This is a genomic window from Paraburkholderia phymatum (assembly GCF_038900715.1).
GTDB classification, from domain to species: domain Bacteria; phylum Pseudomonadota; class Gammaproteobacteria; order Burkholderiales; family Burkholderiaceae; genus Paraburkholderia; species Paraburkholderia phymatum_A.
Genome location: NZ_JAYMRZ010000001.1, coordinates 294,228 through 310,905, shown reverse-complemented (window position 1 = coordinate 310,905; position 16,678 = coordinate 294,228). Strand labels below are relative to the sequence as shown.

Below are 16,678 nucleotides of genomic sequence, written 5' to 3'. Positions count from 1 at the left end.
ACATTCGACGCAGATGACCGCCTTTCTGCTGATATGGAGCCCAAAAAAGTGGCCGTGGCCCGAACTGCCGGACGTGGCAAAGCGCGTCGCGGCGGGCGAAGCCGTCACCGACGTATGGGGCTGCGGCTTTTCGCGCAGCATCCTGCCGGGCGACCGCGTATTCATTCATCGCGTGACGCTGGAGCCCAAGGGCGTGTTCGCGTCGGGATACGTGACGCGCGCGCCATACGAAGTGCCCGACGCAACCAAAAAGCGCGGCTACCGGCTGTGCATCGACTTCGTGTACGACTATCTGGTCGATGCGCATCATGAAGTCGTGATCTCGCGCGACGAATTGCGCCAGCATCCTTTCTCCGTCCAGACGTGGGACGCGCAAACCTCGGGCATCTCGATCAAGCCGATCGCCGAGGGTGCGCTCGAAAAGCGCTGGCTCGAAAGGACGGGCAAGCGTCCGCGGCCTGCCGTCGCACCGCATGCGGACGAGCCGGCGAAATCGACGAAGGAGCAAGCGACGCAAGCGTGGAGCGACGCGAACAAGGCCGCTGCCGGCAAACGCGCGGCGCGGGTCGCGATGTACTTCGGGCCGGCGAAGCGCCCGGGTGGCACGCCCGGCGACGGCGAAGGCAATGACGGCGGCAACCCGGGCGGCAAGCGCGGCGGCGGCACCTGAACGCATAAGGCAGTGCCCCGCCACGCCTTCCCGCGCACGGCCGATTCCACACGACTCCGGTACAATTTCGTGAGGTCATTCTTACGATCGTGCGTTCGTTGCGCGCTTGCGCATGCCCGTTCGCAGCGCATCGATACCGCCCTTGTACCGCACTCGCGCGTGTTGCAGCCATTCGGCGCGCGAGCCCAACCCAAGCAGGTCCAATGCTCATGTCCAGCAATCAAGAACTCTTCGACCGCGCCCAGAAAACCATTCCGGGCGGCGTCAACTCGCCCGTGCGCGCCTTCCGTTCGGTCGGCGGCACGCCGCGCTTCATCGAACGCGCGCAAGGCGCGTACTTCTGGGACGCCGAGGGCAAGCGCTATATCGACTACATCGGCTCGTGGGGGCCGATGATCGTCGGCCATGTGCATCCGGAAGTGCTCGAGGCCGTGCAGCGCGTGCTGGTGAACGGCTTCTCGTTCGGCGCGCCGACGCAAGCCGAGGTCGAGATCGCCGAGGAAATCTGCAAGCTCGTGCCTTCGATGGAACAGGTGCGGATGGTGTCGAGCGGCACGGAAGCGACGATGAGCGCGCTGCGCCTCGCGCGCGGCTTCACGAACCGCAGCCGCATCGTCAAGTTCGAGGGCTGCTACCACGGCCACGCGGACAGCCTGCTCGTGAAAGCGGGCTCGGGCCTGCTGACGTTCGGCAATCCGACGTCGGCGGGAGTGCCCGTCGATATCGCGAAGCACACCACCGTGCTCGAATACAACAACGTCGCGGCGCTCGAAGAGGCGTTCAAGGCGTTCGGCAACGAGATCGCTTCCGTGATCGTCGAGCCGGTCGCGGGCAACATGAACCTCGTGCGCGCAACGCCCGAATTCCTGGGCGCGCTGCGCCGCCTCTGCACCGAATACGGGTCGGTGCTGATCTTCGACGAAGTGATGTGCGGGTTCCGCGTCGCGCTGGGCGGCGCGCAGCAACTGTATGGCATCACGCCTGACCTCACGTGTCTCGGCAAGGTGATCGGCGGCGGCATGCCGGCAGCGGCGTTCGGCGGACGGCGCGACATCATGGCCCATCTCGCGCCGCTCGGCGGCGTCTACCAGGCGGGCACGCTGTCGGGCAACCCCATCGCGGTCGCGGCGGGTCTCAAGACGCTGCAACTGATCCAGGCACCGGGCTTCTACGACACGCTGTCGCGCCAGACGACGCGTCTCGTGCAAGGCCTCACGGAAGCCGCGCGCGAAGCAAAGGTGCCGTTCACGGCGGATTCCGTCGGCGGCATGTTCGGTCTGTATTTCTCGGCGAACGTGCCGGGCAGCTTCGCGGAAATCTCGCGCTGCGACGTGCCGCGCTTCAACGCGTTCTTCCACAAGATGCTGGATGCGGGCGTGTACTTCGCGCCTTCCGCATACGAGGCAGGCTTCGTGTCGAGCGCGCACGACGACGCGATCATCGACGCGACCATCGATGCCGCGCGCGGCGCATTCAAGTCGCTCGCGTGAACCGCGTTGACGAACCATTGAACGGATAACGCCAAACCGATGTTCTCGCAGACCGATTTCGTCCATATGGAGCGCGCGCTGGCCCTCGCCTGGCGCGGCCTGTACACGACCGACCCGAATCCGCGTGTCGGCTGCGTGCTGGTGAAGAACGGCGAGGTGATCGGCGAAGGCTACACGCAGCCCGCCGGCCACGATCACGCCGAAATCCAGGCGCTGAAGGACGCACGCAAGCGCGGCAACGATCCGCGCGGCGCGACTGCTTATGTGACGCTCGAACCGTGCAGCCACTTCGGCCGCACGCCGCCGTGCGCGAACGCGCTGATCGAAGCGAAAGTTGCGCGCGTGGTCGCCGCGATGGAAGACCCGAACCCGCGCGTGTCGGGGCGCGGCCTGTCGATGCTGCGCGACGTGGGAATCGAAGTGCGCTGCGGCCTGCTCGAAACGGAAGCGCGCGAACTGAACATCGGCTTCGTGTCGCGGATGACGCGCGGCCGCCCGTGGGTGCGGATGAAGGTGGCGGCATCGCTGGATGGACGCACCGGCTTGCCTTCGGGCGAGAGCCAGTGGATCACGAGCGAGGCCGCGCGCAACGACGGCCACGCATGGCGCGCCCGCGCGTCGGCGATCCTGACGGGCATCGGCACCGTGAAGGAAGACAATCCGCGCATGACCGTGCGCGCCGTCGATACGCCGCGCCAGCCGCACCGCGTGTTGATCGACAGCCAGCTCGAAGTGCCGCCCGACGCGCAGATTCTCGCCGGCGCACCGACGCTGATCTTCTGCAGCAAGCTCACGCCGCTGCTCGAAGAACGCGCCGCCGCGCTGCACGACCGCGGCGCCGAAATCGTGCCGCTTGCGAACGCAAACGGCAAAGTCGATCTGCCGAAGATGCTGGAAGAGCTCGGCAAGCGCGAAGTCAACGAACTGCATGTGGAAGCGGGCTACAAGCTGAACGGCTCGTTGTTGCGCGAAGGCTGCGTCGACGAACTGCTCGTCTATCTCGCGCCGAGCCTGCTCGGCAATGACTCGATGAGCATGTTCAATCTCGCCGCGCCGGGTTCGCTCGATGCGCGCACGCAACTCGAATTTCATGCCGTGGACCGGATCGGCAGCGACGTGCGGATTCTCGCGCGCCTGATGCCGAAGCCGCCCGGACACTGACCGATAGATATAGGAAACGACACGATGTTTACGGGAATCGTCGCGGCTGTCGGCCGCATCGCATCGATCAAGCCGCTCGGCAGCGAACCGGACGCGGGCGTGCGCCTGACCGTCGACGCAGGCGGCCTCGATCTGGAGGACGTGCAACTGGGCGACAGCATCGCGATCCAGGGCGCGTGCATGACCGTGATCGAGAAGACATCGAACTCGTTCGACGTGGACGTCTCGCGCGAAAGCCTGAACCGCACGGCGGGCCTTGCCGATACGGGCGAAGTGAACCTGGAAAAGGCGCTGCGCTCGCACGACCGGCTGGGCGGCCACATCGTGTCGGGCCATGTGGACGGCCTCGGCACGGTGACGCGCTTTGCGCGCGTCGGCGAATCGCACGAGTTGCGCGTGCTCGCGCCGCGCGAGATCGGCAGATATCTCGCGTACAAGGGTTCGATCACCGTGAACGGCGTGAGCCTCACCGTGAATTCGGTGACGGACCGCGACGACGGCTGCGAGTTTTCGATCAATCTGATTCCGCATACGGTTGAAGTGACCACGCTGAAGGCGTTGAAGGAAGGCACGCAGGTGAATCTGGAGATCGACCTGATCGCGCGCTACGTCGAGCGGATGCTCAACGCACCGAAGTAATTTCGCCTTCCAGTCTCGCGTACGGGAGCGCGGCTGAACATTCGTCCGAACGGCATATGCCGTTTGGACGGGCGACTTGCGGGGCGGCGTGGCGTAAAATACGCGCTTTCCCAAACTTCTCGCCAACATGACCCTCGCCTCCACCCTTGAAATCATCGCCGAGCTCAAAGCTGGCCGGATGGTGATTCTTGTCGACGAAGAAGACCGCGAAAACGAGGGCGACCTCGTCATCGCAGCGGAATTCATCACGCCGGAAGCGATCAACTTCATGGCCCGCTACGGCCGTGGCCTGATCTGTCTGACGCTCACGCAGGAACGCTGCAAGCTGCTGAACCTGCCGCTGATGACGCACCGCAACGGCACGCAATACGGCACGGCGTTCACGGTCAGCATCGAGGCGGCCGAAGGCGTCACGACGGGCATTTCGGCGGCGGACCGCGCACATACCATCGCCACGGCTGTCGCGGCGAACGCGCGCACCGAGGACATCGTCCAGCCGGGGCACGTGTTTCCGATCATGGCGCAGCCGGGCGGCGTGCTGGTGCGCGCCGGCCACACGGAAGCCGGCTGCGATTTCACGGCGCTCGCGGGGCTCACGCCCGCTGCGGTGATCTGCGAAATCATCAAGGACGACGGCACGATGGCGCGCCTGCCCGACCTGCTGACGTTCGCGCACGAACACGGCCTGAAGATCGGCACGATCGCCGACCTGATCCACTATCGCAGCCGCACGGAATCGATCGTCGAGCGCGTCTGCGAACGCACGATGCAGACCGTGCACGGCCCGTTCCGCGCGGTCATGTATCTCGACCAGCCGAGCGGCCAGCCGCATATGGCGCTGGTGCGCGGCACGCCCACGCCCGAGCGCGACACGCCGGTGCGGGTGCACGAGCCGCTGTCGGTGCTGGATCTGCTCGAAGTGGGCCGCTCCACGCACTCGTGGACGCTCGACGCCGCGATGAAGGAAATCGCCGCGCGCGATCACGGCGTGATCGTGCTGCTCAATTGCGGCGACTCGAAGGATCAGCTGGTCGACGTGTTCAAGGCATTCGACGAAAAGAGTCGGGCCGAAGCGCTCAAGCGCCGGCCGGTGGACTTCAAGACGTATGGCATCGGCGCGCAGATTCTGCGCGAACTCGGTGTCGGCAAGATGCAGGTGCTGTCGAACCCGCGCAAGCTGGGCAGCATGTCCGGCTACGGACTCGAAGTGACCGGCTTCATACCGATGCCGGGCAGCGCGGCCGAAAAGCCGCAAAACTGCTGAACGCTTCAACCGCTTTCATGCCCAGTTCTCGCTAACCTGCGCTCAACCAACACACTACGGACCTCATATGGAAATCGGACAATACCAACCGAATCTCGACGGCGACGGTCTGCGCATCGGCATCGTCCAATCGCGCTTTAACGAACCCGTCTGCAACGGCCTCGCTGATGCATGCATCGAAGAACTCGAACGCCTCGGCGTGACGGGCGAAGACGTGCTGCTCGTCACCGTGCCCGGCGCGCTGGAAATCCCGCTCGCGCTGCAAAAGCTGGCTGAAAGCGGCCAGTTCGACGCGCTGATCGCACTCGGCGCGGTCATCCGCGGCGAGACGTATCACTTCGAACTCGTGTCGAACGAAAGCGGCGCGGGCATTTCGCGCATCGCGCTCGACTTCGGCATCCCCGTCGCGAACGCCGTGCTGACGACCGAAACGGACGAACAGGCCGTTGCGCGCATGACCGAGAAAGGCCGTGACGCGGCGCGCACCGCTGTCGAAATGGCGAATCTCGCGGTCGCGCTCGAACAGCTGGACGGCGACGAGGACGAAGAAGGCGAAGACGAGGACGACGAAGAGGAACGGGCATGAAGAGCGCACGCCGACGCTCCCGCGAACTGGCCACGCAGGGGCTTTATCAGTGGCTGCTGTCGGGCTCGCCGGCAGGTGAAATCGACGCACAGCTGCGCGGCGCCCAGGGTTTCGACAAAGCCGACCACGAGCATCTGGACGCGATCCTGCATGGCGTGATCCGCGATTCCGAAGCACTGACCACAGATCTCACGCCGTGCCTCGACCGCCCGATCGACCAGTTGTCGCCCGTCGAACGCGCGGTGCTGCTGGTCGCAGCCTACGAGCTGAAGAATCAGGTCGACATTCCGTATCGCGTCGTCATCAACGAGGCAGTGGAACTGGCCAAGACCTTCGGCGGCGCGGACGGCTACAAGTACGTGAACGGCGTGCTGGACAAGCTGTCGGCGAAACTGCGCGTCGCCGAGACGCAGGCGGCCGCTCGCAAGCAGTAAGCGTGGCGGGCTTCTGTCATCGCTGATGCAGGCGGGCCTTGCTTAACGCGGGCCCGCCTTTGTTTTTGCGCCGATGACTTTGCGCTCCTGTTTGAACTGGACTCATCGAATGAACAGCATCACCGAACCCCTCGTGAAACTGGCCGCCCGCGTCGACGCGATCCAGCCGTTCTACGTCATGGAACTGGCCAAGGAAGCGGCGCTGCTGGAGCGCGCGGGGCGCGACATCATCCATATGGGCATCGGCGAGCCGGACTTCACGGCGCCGGAGCCTGTCATCGAGGCCGCGACGGCGGCTTTGCGGCGCGGCGTCACCCAGTACACGAGCGCGCTCGGCATTCACGCGCTGCGCGACGCGATCGCCGGGCACTACAAGCATGCGTATGGGCTCGACATCGATCCGGCGCGGATCGTCGTGACGGCGGGCGCGTCGGCGGCGCTGCTGCTGGCGTGCGCGGCGCTCGTCGATCGCGATGACGAAGTGCTGATGCCCGATCCGAGCTATCCGTGCAACCGCCATTTCGTCGCCGCCGCCGAGGGCAAGCCGGTGCTCGTGCCGAGCGGCCCCGCCGAGCGTTTCCAGTTGACGGCAAGCGACGTCGAGCGTCTGTGGAACGAGCGCACTCGCGGCGTGCTGCTCGCGTCGCCGTCGAATCCGACGGGCACGTCGATCGAGCCTGCCGAACTGAAGCGCATCGTCGAGACGGTCCGCGCGCGCGGCGGCTTCACGATCGTCGATGAGATCTATCAGGGCTTGAGCTATGACGCGCCGCCCGTGTCCGCGCTTTCGTTCGGCGACGACGTCGTCACCGTCAACAGCTTCTCGAAGTATTTCAACATGACGGGCTGGCGGCTCGGCTGGCTCGTGGTGCCGCCGGCGCTCGTCGGCGCGTTCGAGAAGCTCGCGCAGAATCTGTTCATCTGCGCATCGGCGCTCGCGCAGCATGCGGCGCTCGCCTGCTTCGAGCCGGACACGCTCGCGATCTACGAATCGCGCCGGATGGAGTTCAAGCGCCGCCGCGATTTCATCGCGCCCGCACTCGAATCGCTGTGCTTCACCGTGCCCGTCATGCCGGACGGCGCTTTCTACGTTTATGCCGATTGCCGCAGCGTCGCGCATCCGGCCGCGGGCGACAGCGCCGCCCTGACGAAGGCGATGCTGCACGATGCGGGCGTCGTTCTCGTGCCGGGCATGGACTTCGGCTCGTACCAGCCGCGCGAGTACATCCGGCTGTCGTATGCGACCGCGTATTCGAAGCTCGAAGAGGCTGTCGAGCGTCTGCGGAAGCTGTTCGGCGGTTGATCCAGCGCGAGGCTGAGCCGCACGGTGAGACGCTCTCGTCGTGCGGAAGAACCAGATGCCGATGCCGAAGAAACCGGCAATACAATGACAAAGGGCACCCGAAGGTGCCCTTTCTTTTCGCTGGACCGGTCTGGTCAGCGCGATTCTTCCTGCACTTCTTCCCGCACTACTTACGCGATCACGCGCCCAGCTCCGGCTGCTGCGCCGCATGCTTCGCTGCGTTCGCGCTCGCGTCGTCCTGTTCCGAATCCTTGGTCGCCGGCGTCTGCGCCGGCTTCGTCGAGGCGAGCGGACGGCCGTCGAGCGTCGCCTGCACGCGCTTGTTCGAAGCGTTCGAATTCGCTGACGGCGTCGAGTTCGAGGCCTGCACGGTGGCGGGCGCCTGCGGCGAGTTGATGGGCACCTTGCGGCCGCGCGCGACGTCGCGCAGACGCGTGCGCTCGGCCATCACCTTCGCGCCGTAACCGCCGTCGTCGGGGGACGTCGAACCGACGTACAGACGCAGACCGCCCGGCAGCGAGCCGCCGCGCGCGATGCAATCCTTCAGCACGATTGCGCCGACCTTGATGTTCGCGAGCGGCTCGAGCGCCGCGGACTGGCCGCCGAAGTAGCGGAACTTGTCCGAGTGAACCGTCGACATGACCTGCATCAGGCCCTTCGCGCCGACGCCGCTTTCCGCGTACGGATTAAAGCCTGATTCGATCGCCATCACGGCGAGCAGCAGCAGCGGATCGAGACCGACTTCTCGGCCCGTGTCGAACGCAGCCTTCACAAGCTCGCTGACCGGCTCCTGAGCGACGCGATAGCGGCGCGAGAGGAACGACGCGACGAGATCCTGCTCGCGCGTGGAAATGAGCACGCGTTCGTCTCGGGCGTCCGGCGACACGCGTTGCGACGGAATCATCGAAGCGATCGTGCTCACGCTCGGCAGCGTGCGCGGATCGAGTCCGTTCAGCGCAGCCGACGAAAGGCCCGTGCTGGCCGGAGACGAGAAACTGGAGTTGTCGCCCGCAATGCTGAAGCCGGCGTCAGCGGCCTTAGCCGGGCCGTTGGCGTTGTCTCCCGTATTCGACGACGTCGAGAGCGTATCGTCCTGCGGTGCCGCATTCCTGCGCTGTGGCGGGGCGAACGACGGCAACGGATTGCCCTGCAGCAGGCGGGCGGGGCCAGCCTGCACGGCGGCCGAGACGAAGGGCATCAGCCGCGTGGCCAGCATCAGGCGCCAGCCGGGTATCAGCCACAACGAGAGTGCAAACAGAACAGCAAACCCGCCAACTACGCTGAATAGATGATGACTCAACCGCGTTCCCTGACGCAGCGCACCGCGCATGACCTGCGCGATCCGCTCGTTGGGACGCCACGATAACCAGGCGTTCATTCAGATCTCCCATGTTGCTGGCCCTGCGAACGCCGTAAAAACGACCGGCTTGGGAATGCTGTTCGCAAAACCAAGACGCCGTGTGCTCTGGTTAAGGCAATCACGACGTCGGGAAAACGGCAAAAAGTACCGTTGGGGAGCCACAAGCTTGAAAAGGGCCGCCTGCATGCCAAAAAAGCACGCATTCGGTGGCTCCCACGCGAAAAACCAGCGTCGAAGTGCGCTGGTGGAGACTACTTATGACCGTCAATACCTTGCAGGGGGCGGTAAGGGTGACGCGTTGCGTCTGAGGACCGGGGGACGGTGGTAAAAACTATCAATTCCCTGCAACCAATGTGACCGGATTCTAACAGGGTTTTATAGATCGTCAACACTATAAAAGGCCGAATTTATAACTAATTGTAATTATGAACACTGTTCAGGAAGCGCAACCCCTCTGCGGAAGGGCTTTTCCAGCCGATCTGCATTTTCGCTATTCAGCGTGCGCTTCCTAACGCATGTAAAATCGACAATCCGTTCGGCATGGCGGTGCATTACTGCGCCGCCTGCTCCCGCCATTGATTTCAGCTCTTGCGTCCGCCGTTTCGCGGCCGCCACCCGGACCGATGAAATACAAAGACCTGCGTGACTTCGCGAGCCGCCTCGAATCGCTCGGCGAGTTGCGCCGTATCTCGCAAAACGTGTCGCCTGTCCTGGAAATGACAGAGCTATGCGACCGCGTGCTGCGCGCCGGCGGCCCGGCGCTCCTGTTCGAGTCGAAGCAACGCCATGCGTTCCCGGTGCTCGGCAATCTGTTCGGCACGCCGCGGCGCGTCGCGCTGGGCATGGGGATCGATGCCGCCGCGCAAGGCGATGCTGGCGGAGATCAGGCGTCGCTGGAGTCGCTGCGCGACGTCGGGCGTCTGCTGTCGGCGCTGAAGGAGCCGGAGCCGCCCAAGGGGCTCAAGGACGCGGGCAAGCTGCTATCGCTGGCAAAGGCGGTCTGGGACATGGCGCCGAAGACCGTCAGCGCCCCGCCCTGCCAGGAAATCGTCTGGGAGGGCAGCGACGTCGATCTCGAGAAACTGCCCGTTCAGACCTGTTGGCCCGGCGACGCCGGTCCGCTGATCACGTGGGGCCTCACCGTCACGCGCGGCCCGAACAAGACGCGCCAGAACCTGGGTATCTACCGCCAGCAGGTGATCGGCCGGAACAAGGTCATCATGCGATGGCTCGCGCATCGCGGCGGCGCGCTCGACTTCCGCGAATTCGCGTTGAAGAACCCCGGCAAGGCGTATCCCGTCGCCGTCGTGCTCGGCGCAGATCCGGCGACGATCCTCGGCGCTGTCACGCCCGTGCCCGATATGCTATCCGAATACCAGTTCGCCGGCCTGCTGCGCGGCGGCCGCACGGAGCTCGCGAAGTGCATCACCCCGGGCGTCGACACGCTGCAGGTGCCCGCGCGCGCAGAGATCGTGCTCGAAGGCTTCATCTATCCGCAGGAAGGCGAGCCGGCGCCCGCGCCCGATGGCGCGCCGCCGCGTCCGTCGAAGGGCGCGAGCGCCGCTTACGAGCACGCGCTCGAAGGCCCATACGGCGATCACACGGGCTACTACAACGAACAGGAGTGGTTCCCTGTCTTCACGATCGAGCGCATCACGATGCGCCGCGACGCGATCTATCACTCCACTTATACGGGCAAGCCGCCCGACGAACCCGCCGTGCTCGGCGTCGCGCTGAACGAAGTGTTCGTGCCGCTGCTGCAGAAGCAGTTCCCCGAGATCACCGACTTCTATCTCCCGCCCGAAGGCTGCAGCTACCGGATGGCGATCGTGCAGATGAAGAAGAGCTATCCGGGCCACGCGAAGCGCGTGATGTTCGGCGTGTGGAGTTTCCTGCGGCAATTCATGTACACGAAGTTCATCGTCGTCGTGGATGAAGACGTGAATATTCGCGACTGGAAGGAAGTGATCTGGGCGATCACGACGCGCATCGACCCTTCGCGCGATACGGTGCTCGTCAATAGCACGCCGATCGACTATCTGGATTTCGCGTCGCCCGTCGCGGGTCTCGGCTCGAAGATGGGCCTCGACGCGACCAACAAATGGCCAGGCGAAACCGACCGCGAATGGGGCCGGCCGATCGTGATGGACGACGCCGTGAAGGCGCGCATCGACGGTCTGTGGAATGAACTTGGCCTGTGAGTTTCGCGATTCGCGAACCTGAATTCAGCGACTCGGCTTTGAAGAACCCAGGTTCGCGGAACCGCGACGGCGAAGCGCCGTTCGCATCCGCGTTGCCTTGATCGAACAACAACAATTCAATTCTGAGCGGCTGGACGGATGCATAGCTTGTCGATGTTGTCGGACGGTTTTTTTCTGTCGCTGTCGTTGTGCCTCGACATCGGTCTCGTCAACGTCGCGATCATTTCGCTGACGTTGTCACATGGCTTCAGGCCCGGCTTCTGGCTCGGCCTCGGTTCCTGTTTCGGCGATCTGATCTACGCGGCGCTCGCCCTTGCGGGCATGGCGGCGCTGCTGCAATTCGAGTCGGTGCGCTGGGTGGTCTGGATCGGCGGCGCGGCGATTCTGCTGTTCCTCACCTGGAAGATGGCGCGCGAAGCGTTGTTTCCCGCGTCCGCGCCCCCCGTCGAAGGCGAAGCTGACCCGTCGACGCCGCACCTCGACCCAAAGCGCGGCTTCCTGCGCGGCGTGTTACTCGCCATCTCTTCGCCGAGCGCGATCCTGTGGTTCGCGGCCGTGGGCGGCGCGTTGATCGCCAAAGCGGGCGCGACGTCCGTGACGACGGCACCCGTGTTCCTCGGCGGTTTTTTCCTGGGCAGCCTGTGCTGGACGCTCTTGATATGCGGGCTCGCGAGCCACGGACGCAAGCGCGCGGGCACGGGGCTGCTGCGGGTCTGTCACGTGCTGTCGGCGTTGTTGTTCGCGTACTTTTCGTACAGCGTGATCGTCAACGGATACCGCGATCTGATCGTCCAGACGGCGCACGCGGCAAGCTGACCCGCCGCTCGCGCCCCATGCACCGATGCGCCGACGGCATTCGAGCGATGCCGTCAGCGCTGTCTCGGAACCTCAGCGCAAGAACTCGCCGAGCCGCTGCAGATCCACATTCCCGCCGCTGATCAACACGCCGACGCGCTTGCCTTCCACGGGCACCACCTTCTCCAGCACCGCAGCCGCCGCGAGACAGCCGGTCGGCTCGACGACGATCTTCATGCGCTGTGCGAAGAACTTCATCGTATCGACGAGTTGCGCGTCGCTCACCGTCACGATCTGCTCGACGTTGCGCTTGATGATCGGAAAGTTGTAGTTGCCGAGATGCGTCGATGCCGCGCCGTCGGCGATCGTATGCGGCACGTCGATATGCACGACCTCGCCCTTTGAGAGCGACTGCTGGCCGTCGTTGCCCGCTTCCGGCTCGACGCCGATCACGCGACACTGCGGACTCAGCGCCGCCGCCGAGAGCGCACTGCCCGCGAGCAGCCCACCGCCGCCCAGGCAGACGAACAGAAAATCGAGCGGTCCCGTTTCGTCGATCAGTTCCTTCACCGCCGTGCCCTGCCCCGCGATCACGTGCGGATGGTCGTACGGCGGAATCAGCGTCATGCCGCGCTCCTGCGCGAGACGGCGGCCGATCTCTTCGCGGTTTTCCGTGTAGCGGTCATAGGTGATGACTTCGCCGCCATAGCCTTTCGTCGCGGCGACTTTGGCGGCGGGCGCGTCGTGCGGCATCACGATCGTCGCGTGAATCCCGGCGAGCCGCGCCGACAGCGCGATGGCCTGCGCATGATTACCGGACGAATACGTCAGCACGCCGGCTGCACGCTGCTCGGGATCGAAGTGGGAAATCGCGTTGTACGCACCGCGAAACTTGAACGCGCCCATGCGCTGGAAGTTTTCGCACTTGAAGAAAAGCGATGCGCTCGTGCGCTCGTTCGCCGTGGTCGACGTGAGCACCGGCGTGCGATGCGCGATGCCTTCTATGCGCTCAGCGGCGTCGACGACATCTTCATAGGTGGGAGCAGACAACGCATGCATGGGCGAATGACTCCAAGGCTTGAGAAAGCGCTTATTCTCCCAGCTTCTGCGATGTGTGTGCGTGCAGGACGGATCTCCCGAAGGTCATAGGCCAAAGTGACAAGCCGCTCACTCAAGTCAGACGCCGCAAAGTCACAGGCCGACATGCAAACGGCGCAACGCGGCATCGAGCCGGCGTTGCGCCGTTGTACACGTTGGCGCGCGCAGCGGCGAGGCTGCGCGGCGCGAAAATCAGTACCGCGTTAGTACCGGTAGTACGGACGACCCCAATACCCGTGGCGATAGTACGGACGGTGATAGTACCCACCGCCCACTACGACCGCCGGCGCGACCACGACGGGCGGCGGCGGCGCATAGACCACCGGCGGAGGCGCGTAATACACGGGTGGAGGCGCCGAATAGACGGGATAAGCGGGAGCGACGGGAACACCAATGCCGATACCCACCGACACGTGAGCTTGCGCCGCAGTGGTCAATCCAACCCCGAGTACGGCAGCGGCAATAAACGGAACGATCTTCTTCACTTGTATTTCTCCTGGCGGCGCGGCCAGTTCGTGACCGGGTCGCATGACGGACATGCTGTGATTCCAATGTATCGAAAAAGTCCGCACGCCGTAGTCTGCATTTGTTGCAAATTGCAATCGCGGGAAAGCGATTGGTCAGCCGAAGCTTTCCATACGTCTGTCAAATGGCGTTCGGGGCATCGAAAATCAAGGATTTTGCCGGCAATCCGCTGTCGATCGGGCAACTTGACCGTGTCCGCCGAGCGCGGCTCGCGCGCTTCGGTAATCTTTGATTACAAATTCGCGCCGCGCCGTTGCTGGCGCGCGTCACACGTCGTTCGACGCGTTGGCGACCCTTAACGAAAAACGCCTGGCGGCTGGCCAGGCGTTTTGCATGATTCGAACGGGTGAGACGTCAGCCGACTTTCACATAGGTGAATTCGCGGGTGACGTTAGGCGGCACGTACGCACCACTGATTTTCACCCGAGGACTGAGCCGCTTTCTCTGGTCCCACCAGCAGCGGCGTTGGGAATGCGTGAGGAACCGTAAGTGCTTTCGGTAAGAAAAGATACTCATCGTGACCTCCCGAATCTGACTGCGAGACATTAAAAACCACGGTGACTGCCAATCCACTCCTACGGAAATCGCCAAGCAGTTTTCGCGCCTGTTTACTCGTACCCTGATTTTGTACGCCGCGCCAACGGCACCGTGAGTGCCAGTTGACCGCGAAACGCACGTCTGCATGCGCCCAAACCACCTGTGAAAGCCGCCAGTCCTCGCCCGCGATTATCGGAGCGCGATACTCCAGCTTCCTTCTTCAGTCCCGTCGGGAGCAGGAAACATGTCCCAGCCCTCCGTGCCGCGCCTTGGTTTCGTCGGCGCGGGCCGGATTGCGCGGTGTCTTGCGTCCGGCTTCGCACGCGCCGGCTATCCCGTCACGGCCATCGCGAGCCGGACGCCGGAATCGGCACGGCGGCTCGCCAGTCAGATCGGATTCTGCGCCGCGTATGACGACCCCAGCGGGCCGTCGAGTCGGCGGACATACTCTTTTTAACCGTCCCCGATGACAGCATCGGTACGACAGCGAACACACTCAAGTTCCCTTGTCACGCGGCACCGGCGAGAGGAGCGTGAGCCGTCGTGCATTGCAGCGGTGCGTCGCCCGTCGAACTGCTTGCCCCGGCTCGGAACCAGGGCGCGTCGATCGGCGGTTTTCATCCACTTTACCTGTTCAGCGGCGATTTGACAGATGTCGATCGCATCGCCGGCTGCTCCGTGACGATCGAAGCCGACGGCGCGCTCAAGGACGCGCTGACAGCGCTCGCAGCCCCGCTGCGCTGCCATCCGCTGTCGATTCCGCCCGGCGGCCGCCTGCTGTATCACGCGGCAGCACACTACGCCGCCAGCTTCGCCTTATGCAGTCTGGCTGAGAACGTGAACCTGTGGCGCAAGCTGGGCTTTGACGAAAACGATGCGCTGCGCGCGCTGCTGCCTATGATGGCCGGCACGCTCGAAACGGCGCGGGACCGAGGCCTCGCCGACGCGCTCGCGGGACCGGTTTCACGCGGCACGTCGGCGTGGTGGAAAAGCAACTATCGCTGCTGGAGCAACTCGGCGGCGATCACGCGGCGCTTTTCGGCTGATGTCGCGACGGGCGGTAGCGCTCGCGCGCGCCCGAGCGGCGCCGCCCGCCGCCATCGATGCGATCGGCGCGGCCGTCGAGCGGTCGCTCAGCCGTACGCTGAAAGGCGCGGCGACAGGTGCAAGCGCCGAGTAAGCCGTGATAATGTGACGACCGGCATCAACGGGACAATGGCGGCTTGCGTGCCTCCATGGAGTCGCAGACTGTATCGCCGCCCGTCTCGCCAGCACGACCAGGACCAACACGCGCGCAACGACGCGATCAGGGCGCACGGCGCCTCGCTCGCGCTTCGTGACCAACCGACGAGAACGCACAATGATCAAGGTCAGCATCCTCTATCCGTATCGGGAAGGCGGACGTTTCGACATCGACTATTACTGCGGCACGCACATGCCGCTCGCCGCCAGGCTGTTCGGCGCATCGCTGAAGGGCTGGTCGGTCGATGTCGGCGTCAACGCCGGGCCGCCGGGCTCGCCGCCGCCGTTCGTCGCCGCAGGGCATTTTCTGTTCAATACCGTCGAGGCGTTTTACGAGGTTTTCAAACCTGCCAGCGACACATTGCTCGCCGACATTCCGAACTACACGGACGGCGGCAACGGCACAATCCTGATCAGCGAAATCAAGGTCGCCGTCTGACGCGGCCGACCGCGCAGCGCCGCCGCGAGCGGCACGCGCAAGCATTCTGGTGAGCCGCGCGGCGTACCGCGCGCGCTCGGAGTTTCAAGCCGTCCGCCGGCTTGCCCGGCGCCATGTGTCCCGCTTCGCGCGAGACGTCTTCTGAAGGAAAGGACCCACGATGTTCGGCGATATCGCCCGTTTTCTGCTCAATACCATCTTTACGCTGTTCGGCGCGGCTCTGCTGCTGCGCGCGTGGCTCCAGTTCGTCCGCATGCAGCCGTACAACCCGGTGTCGAGCGCCGTGCTGCAAGTGACCAACTGGCTCGTGCTGCCGCTGCGCAAGATCATTCCTGGCGTGCGCGGCATCGACTGGGCGAGCATTGTCGCCGCGCTCATCACGTCGATCGTCTATGTGGTGCTGATGGTGGTGATCGTCGGCGTCGATCCGCTCGCGCTGATGCCGTCGCTGCTGATCGTCGCGCTACTGACCGTCGTCAAGTGGGCGTTGAACCTGCTGATCTGGCTGACGATCCTGATGGCGCTGCTGTCGTGGCTCAACCCCCGCTCGCCCGCGATGCCGATTCTGTATGAGCTGACGGCGCCGTTTCTCAACCCGCTGCGCAAGATCATGCCGCGCCTGGGCGGCATCGATCTTTCGCCGATTCTGCTGTTCGTGATCGTCCAGGTGCTGCTGATGGTCGTGACGCGGGCCGCCGTGTCGCTCACGCTGTTCGGCATCTGACCGGTTCGTGTCTTTACGCCGGGCGCGTGCGTGCCCGGCGATTTGCCCAAACCTGCCGAAACCGCGTAAAATGGCGCGCTCTGCGGGCGTCGTATAATGGCTATTACCCTAGCTTCCCAAGCTAGAGACGTGGGTTCGATTCCCATCGCCCGCTCCACTTTCAGCCGCTCCCTCTGCCGCGCAACGCACGGGCGGAGAGACGAGGCGGAG

General features: G+C 64.5%; 15 protein-coding genes, 1 tRNA gene and 1 pseudogene. 14 read left to right on the top strand and 3 right to left on the bottom strand.

Annotation, left to right across the window (positions count from 1 at the left end; translation table 11 throughout):
• Window positions 1-13 precede the first annotated feature (13 nt).
• The 8 genes from VSR68_RS01395 to VSR68_RS01360 all read left to right on the top strand — a co-directional run bounded on the left by VSR68_RS01395 (window position 14) and on the right by VSR68_RS01360 (window position 7,547).
• Window positions 14-670: a hypothetical protein gene (locus VSR68_RS01395; RefSeq protein ID WP_342938093.1), complete on the top strand. Its 657-nt coding sequence runs from the start codon at window positions 14-16 to the stop codon at window positions 668-670.
• Between the two features lie 209 nt (window positions 671-879).
• Entirely contained in the window at window positions 880-2,160 is a 1,281-nt protein-coding gene (gene hemL / locus VSR68_RS01390; RefSeq protein WP_087733841.1) for a glutamate-1-semialdehyde 2,1-aminomutase, read from the top strand.
• A 39-nt stretch (window positions 2,161-2,199) separates the two neighbouring features.
• Complete coding sequence (gene ribD / locus VSR68_RS01385) at window positions 2,200-3,321, top strand: bifunctional diaminohydroxyphosphoribosylaminopyrimidine deaminase/5-amino-6-(5-phosphoribosylamino)uracil reductase RibD (RefSeq protein WP_342938092.1); 1,122 nt, start codon at window positions 2,200-2,202, stop codon at window positions 3,319-3,321.
• Window positions 3,322-3,345: 24 nt separating this feature from the next.
• Entirely contained in the window at window positions 3,346-3,960 is a 615-nt protein-coding gene (locus tag VSR68_RS01380; RefSeq protein ID WP_342938091.1) for a riboflavin synthase, read from the top strand.
• A 127-nt stretch (window positions 3,961-4,087) separates the two neighbouring features.
• Complete coding sequence (gene ribBA, locus VSR68_RS01375; protein WP_342938090.1) at window positions 4,088-5,224, top strand: bifunctional 3,4-dihydroxy-2-butanone-4-phosphate synthase/GTP cyclohydrolase II; 1,137 nt, start codon at window positions 4,088-4,090, stop codon at window positions 5,222-5,224.
• Between the two features lie 67 nt (window positions 5,225-5,291).
• The gene (ribH, locus tag VSR68_RS01370) at window positions 5,292-5,810 is read left to right on the top strand and encodes a 6,7-dimethyl-8-ribityllumazine synthase (protein ID WP_087733837.1); all 519 of its coding nucleotides are present in this window, start codon (window positions 5,292-5,294) and stop codon (window positions 5,808-5,810) included.
• A complete protein-coding gene (gene nusB / locus VSR68_RS01365) occupies window positions 5,807-6,244 on the top strand; it encodes a transcription antitermination factor NusB (RefSeq protein WP_342938089.1) in 438 nt (145 codons plus the stop codon). Before ribH ends, nusB begins: the two co-directional genes overlap by 4 nt.
• Window positions 6,245-6,353: 109 nt before the next feature.
• The gene (locus tag VSR68_RS01360) at window positions 6,354-7,547 is read left to right on the top strand and encodes a pyridoxal phosphate-dependent aminotransferase (protein ID WP_342938088.1); all 1,194 of its coding nucleotides are present in this window, start codon (window positions 6,354-6,356) and stop codon (window positions 7,545-7,547) included.
• A 178-nt stretch (window positions 7,548-7,725) separates the two neighbouring features.
• Here the strand turns inward: VSR68_RS01360 and VSR68_RS01355 are convergent, their stop codons facing one another.
• Window positions 7,726-8,925, bottom strand: coding sequence for a transglycosylase SLT domain-containing protein (locus VSR68_RS01355; protein WP_342938087.1), 1,200 nt, complete (start codon window positions 8,923-8,925; stop codon window positions 7,726-7,728).
• Between the two features lie 605 nt (window positions 8,926-9,530).
• Here VSR68_RS01355 and VSR68_RS01350 point away from each other — a divergent pair.
• Entirely contained in the window at window positions 9,531-11,108 is a 1,578-nt protein-coding gene (locus VSR68_RS01350; protein ID WP_342938086.1) for a UbiD family decarboxylase, read from the top strand.
• Window positions 11,109-11,246: 138 nt separating this feature from the next.
• Complete coding sequence (locus VSR68_RS01345) at window positions 11,247-11,924, top strand: LysE family translocator (RefSeq protein WP_342938085.1); 678 nt, start codon at window positions 11,247-11,249, stop codon at window positions 11,922-11,924.
• A 72-nt stretch (window positions 11,925-11,996) separates the two neighbouring features.
• Here the strand turns inward: VSR68_RS01345 and VSR68_RS01340 are convergent, their stop codons facing one another.
• Together VSR68_RS01340 and VSR68_RS01335 are read right to left on the bottom strand one after the other, a co-directional pair.
• Window positions 11,997-12,962, bottom strand: a complete 966-nt coding sequence (locus VSR68_RS01340; RefSeq protein WP_342938084.1) for a threo-3-hydroxy-L-aspartate ammonia-lyase — start codon at window positions 12,960-12,962, stop codon at window positions 11,997-11,999.
• Between the two features lie 242 nt (window positions 12,963-13,204).
• The gene (locus VSR68_RS01335) at window positions 13,205-13,486 is read right to left on the bottom strand and encodes a hypothetical protein (protein ID WP_090867988.1); all 282 of its coding nucleotides are present in this window, start codon (window positions 13,484-13,486) and stop codon (window positions 13,205-13,207) included.
• Window positions 13,487-14,307: 821 nt separating this feature from the next.
• On the opposite strand from VSR68_RS01335, the pseudogene VSR68_RS01330 reads away from it, so the two are divergent.
• From VSR68_RS01330 to VSR68_RS01315, 4 genes and pseudogenes are all read left to right on the top strand, one after another.
• Window positions 14,308-15,243: pseudogene (locus VSR68_RS01330) on the top strand (Rossmann-like and DUF2520 domain-containing protein).
• Window positions 15,244-15,423: 180 nt separating this feature from the next.
• The gene (locus VSR68_RS01325; RefSeq protein ID WP_342938083.1) at window positions 15,424-15,744 is read left to right on the top strand and encodes an EthD family reductase; all 321 of its coding nucleotides are present in this window, start codon (window positions 15,424-15,426) and stop codon (window positions 15,742-15,744) included.
• Window positions 15,745-15,904: 160 nt separating this feature from the next.
• Entirely contained in the window at window positions 15,905-16,468 is a 564-nt protein-coding gene (locus VSR68_RS01320; protein WP_342938082.1) for a YggT family protein, read from the top strand.
• 82 nt (window positions 16,469-16,550) lie between these two features.
• Window positions 16,551-16,625 (top strand) — tRNA-Gly (locus VSR68_RS01315).
• Window positions 16,626-16,678 lie beyond the last annotated feature (53 nt).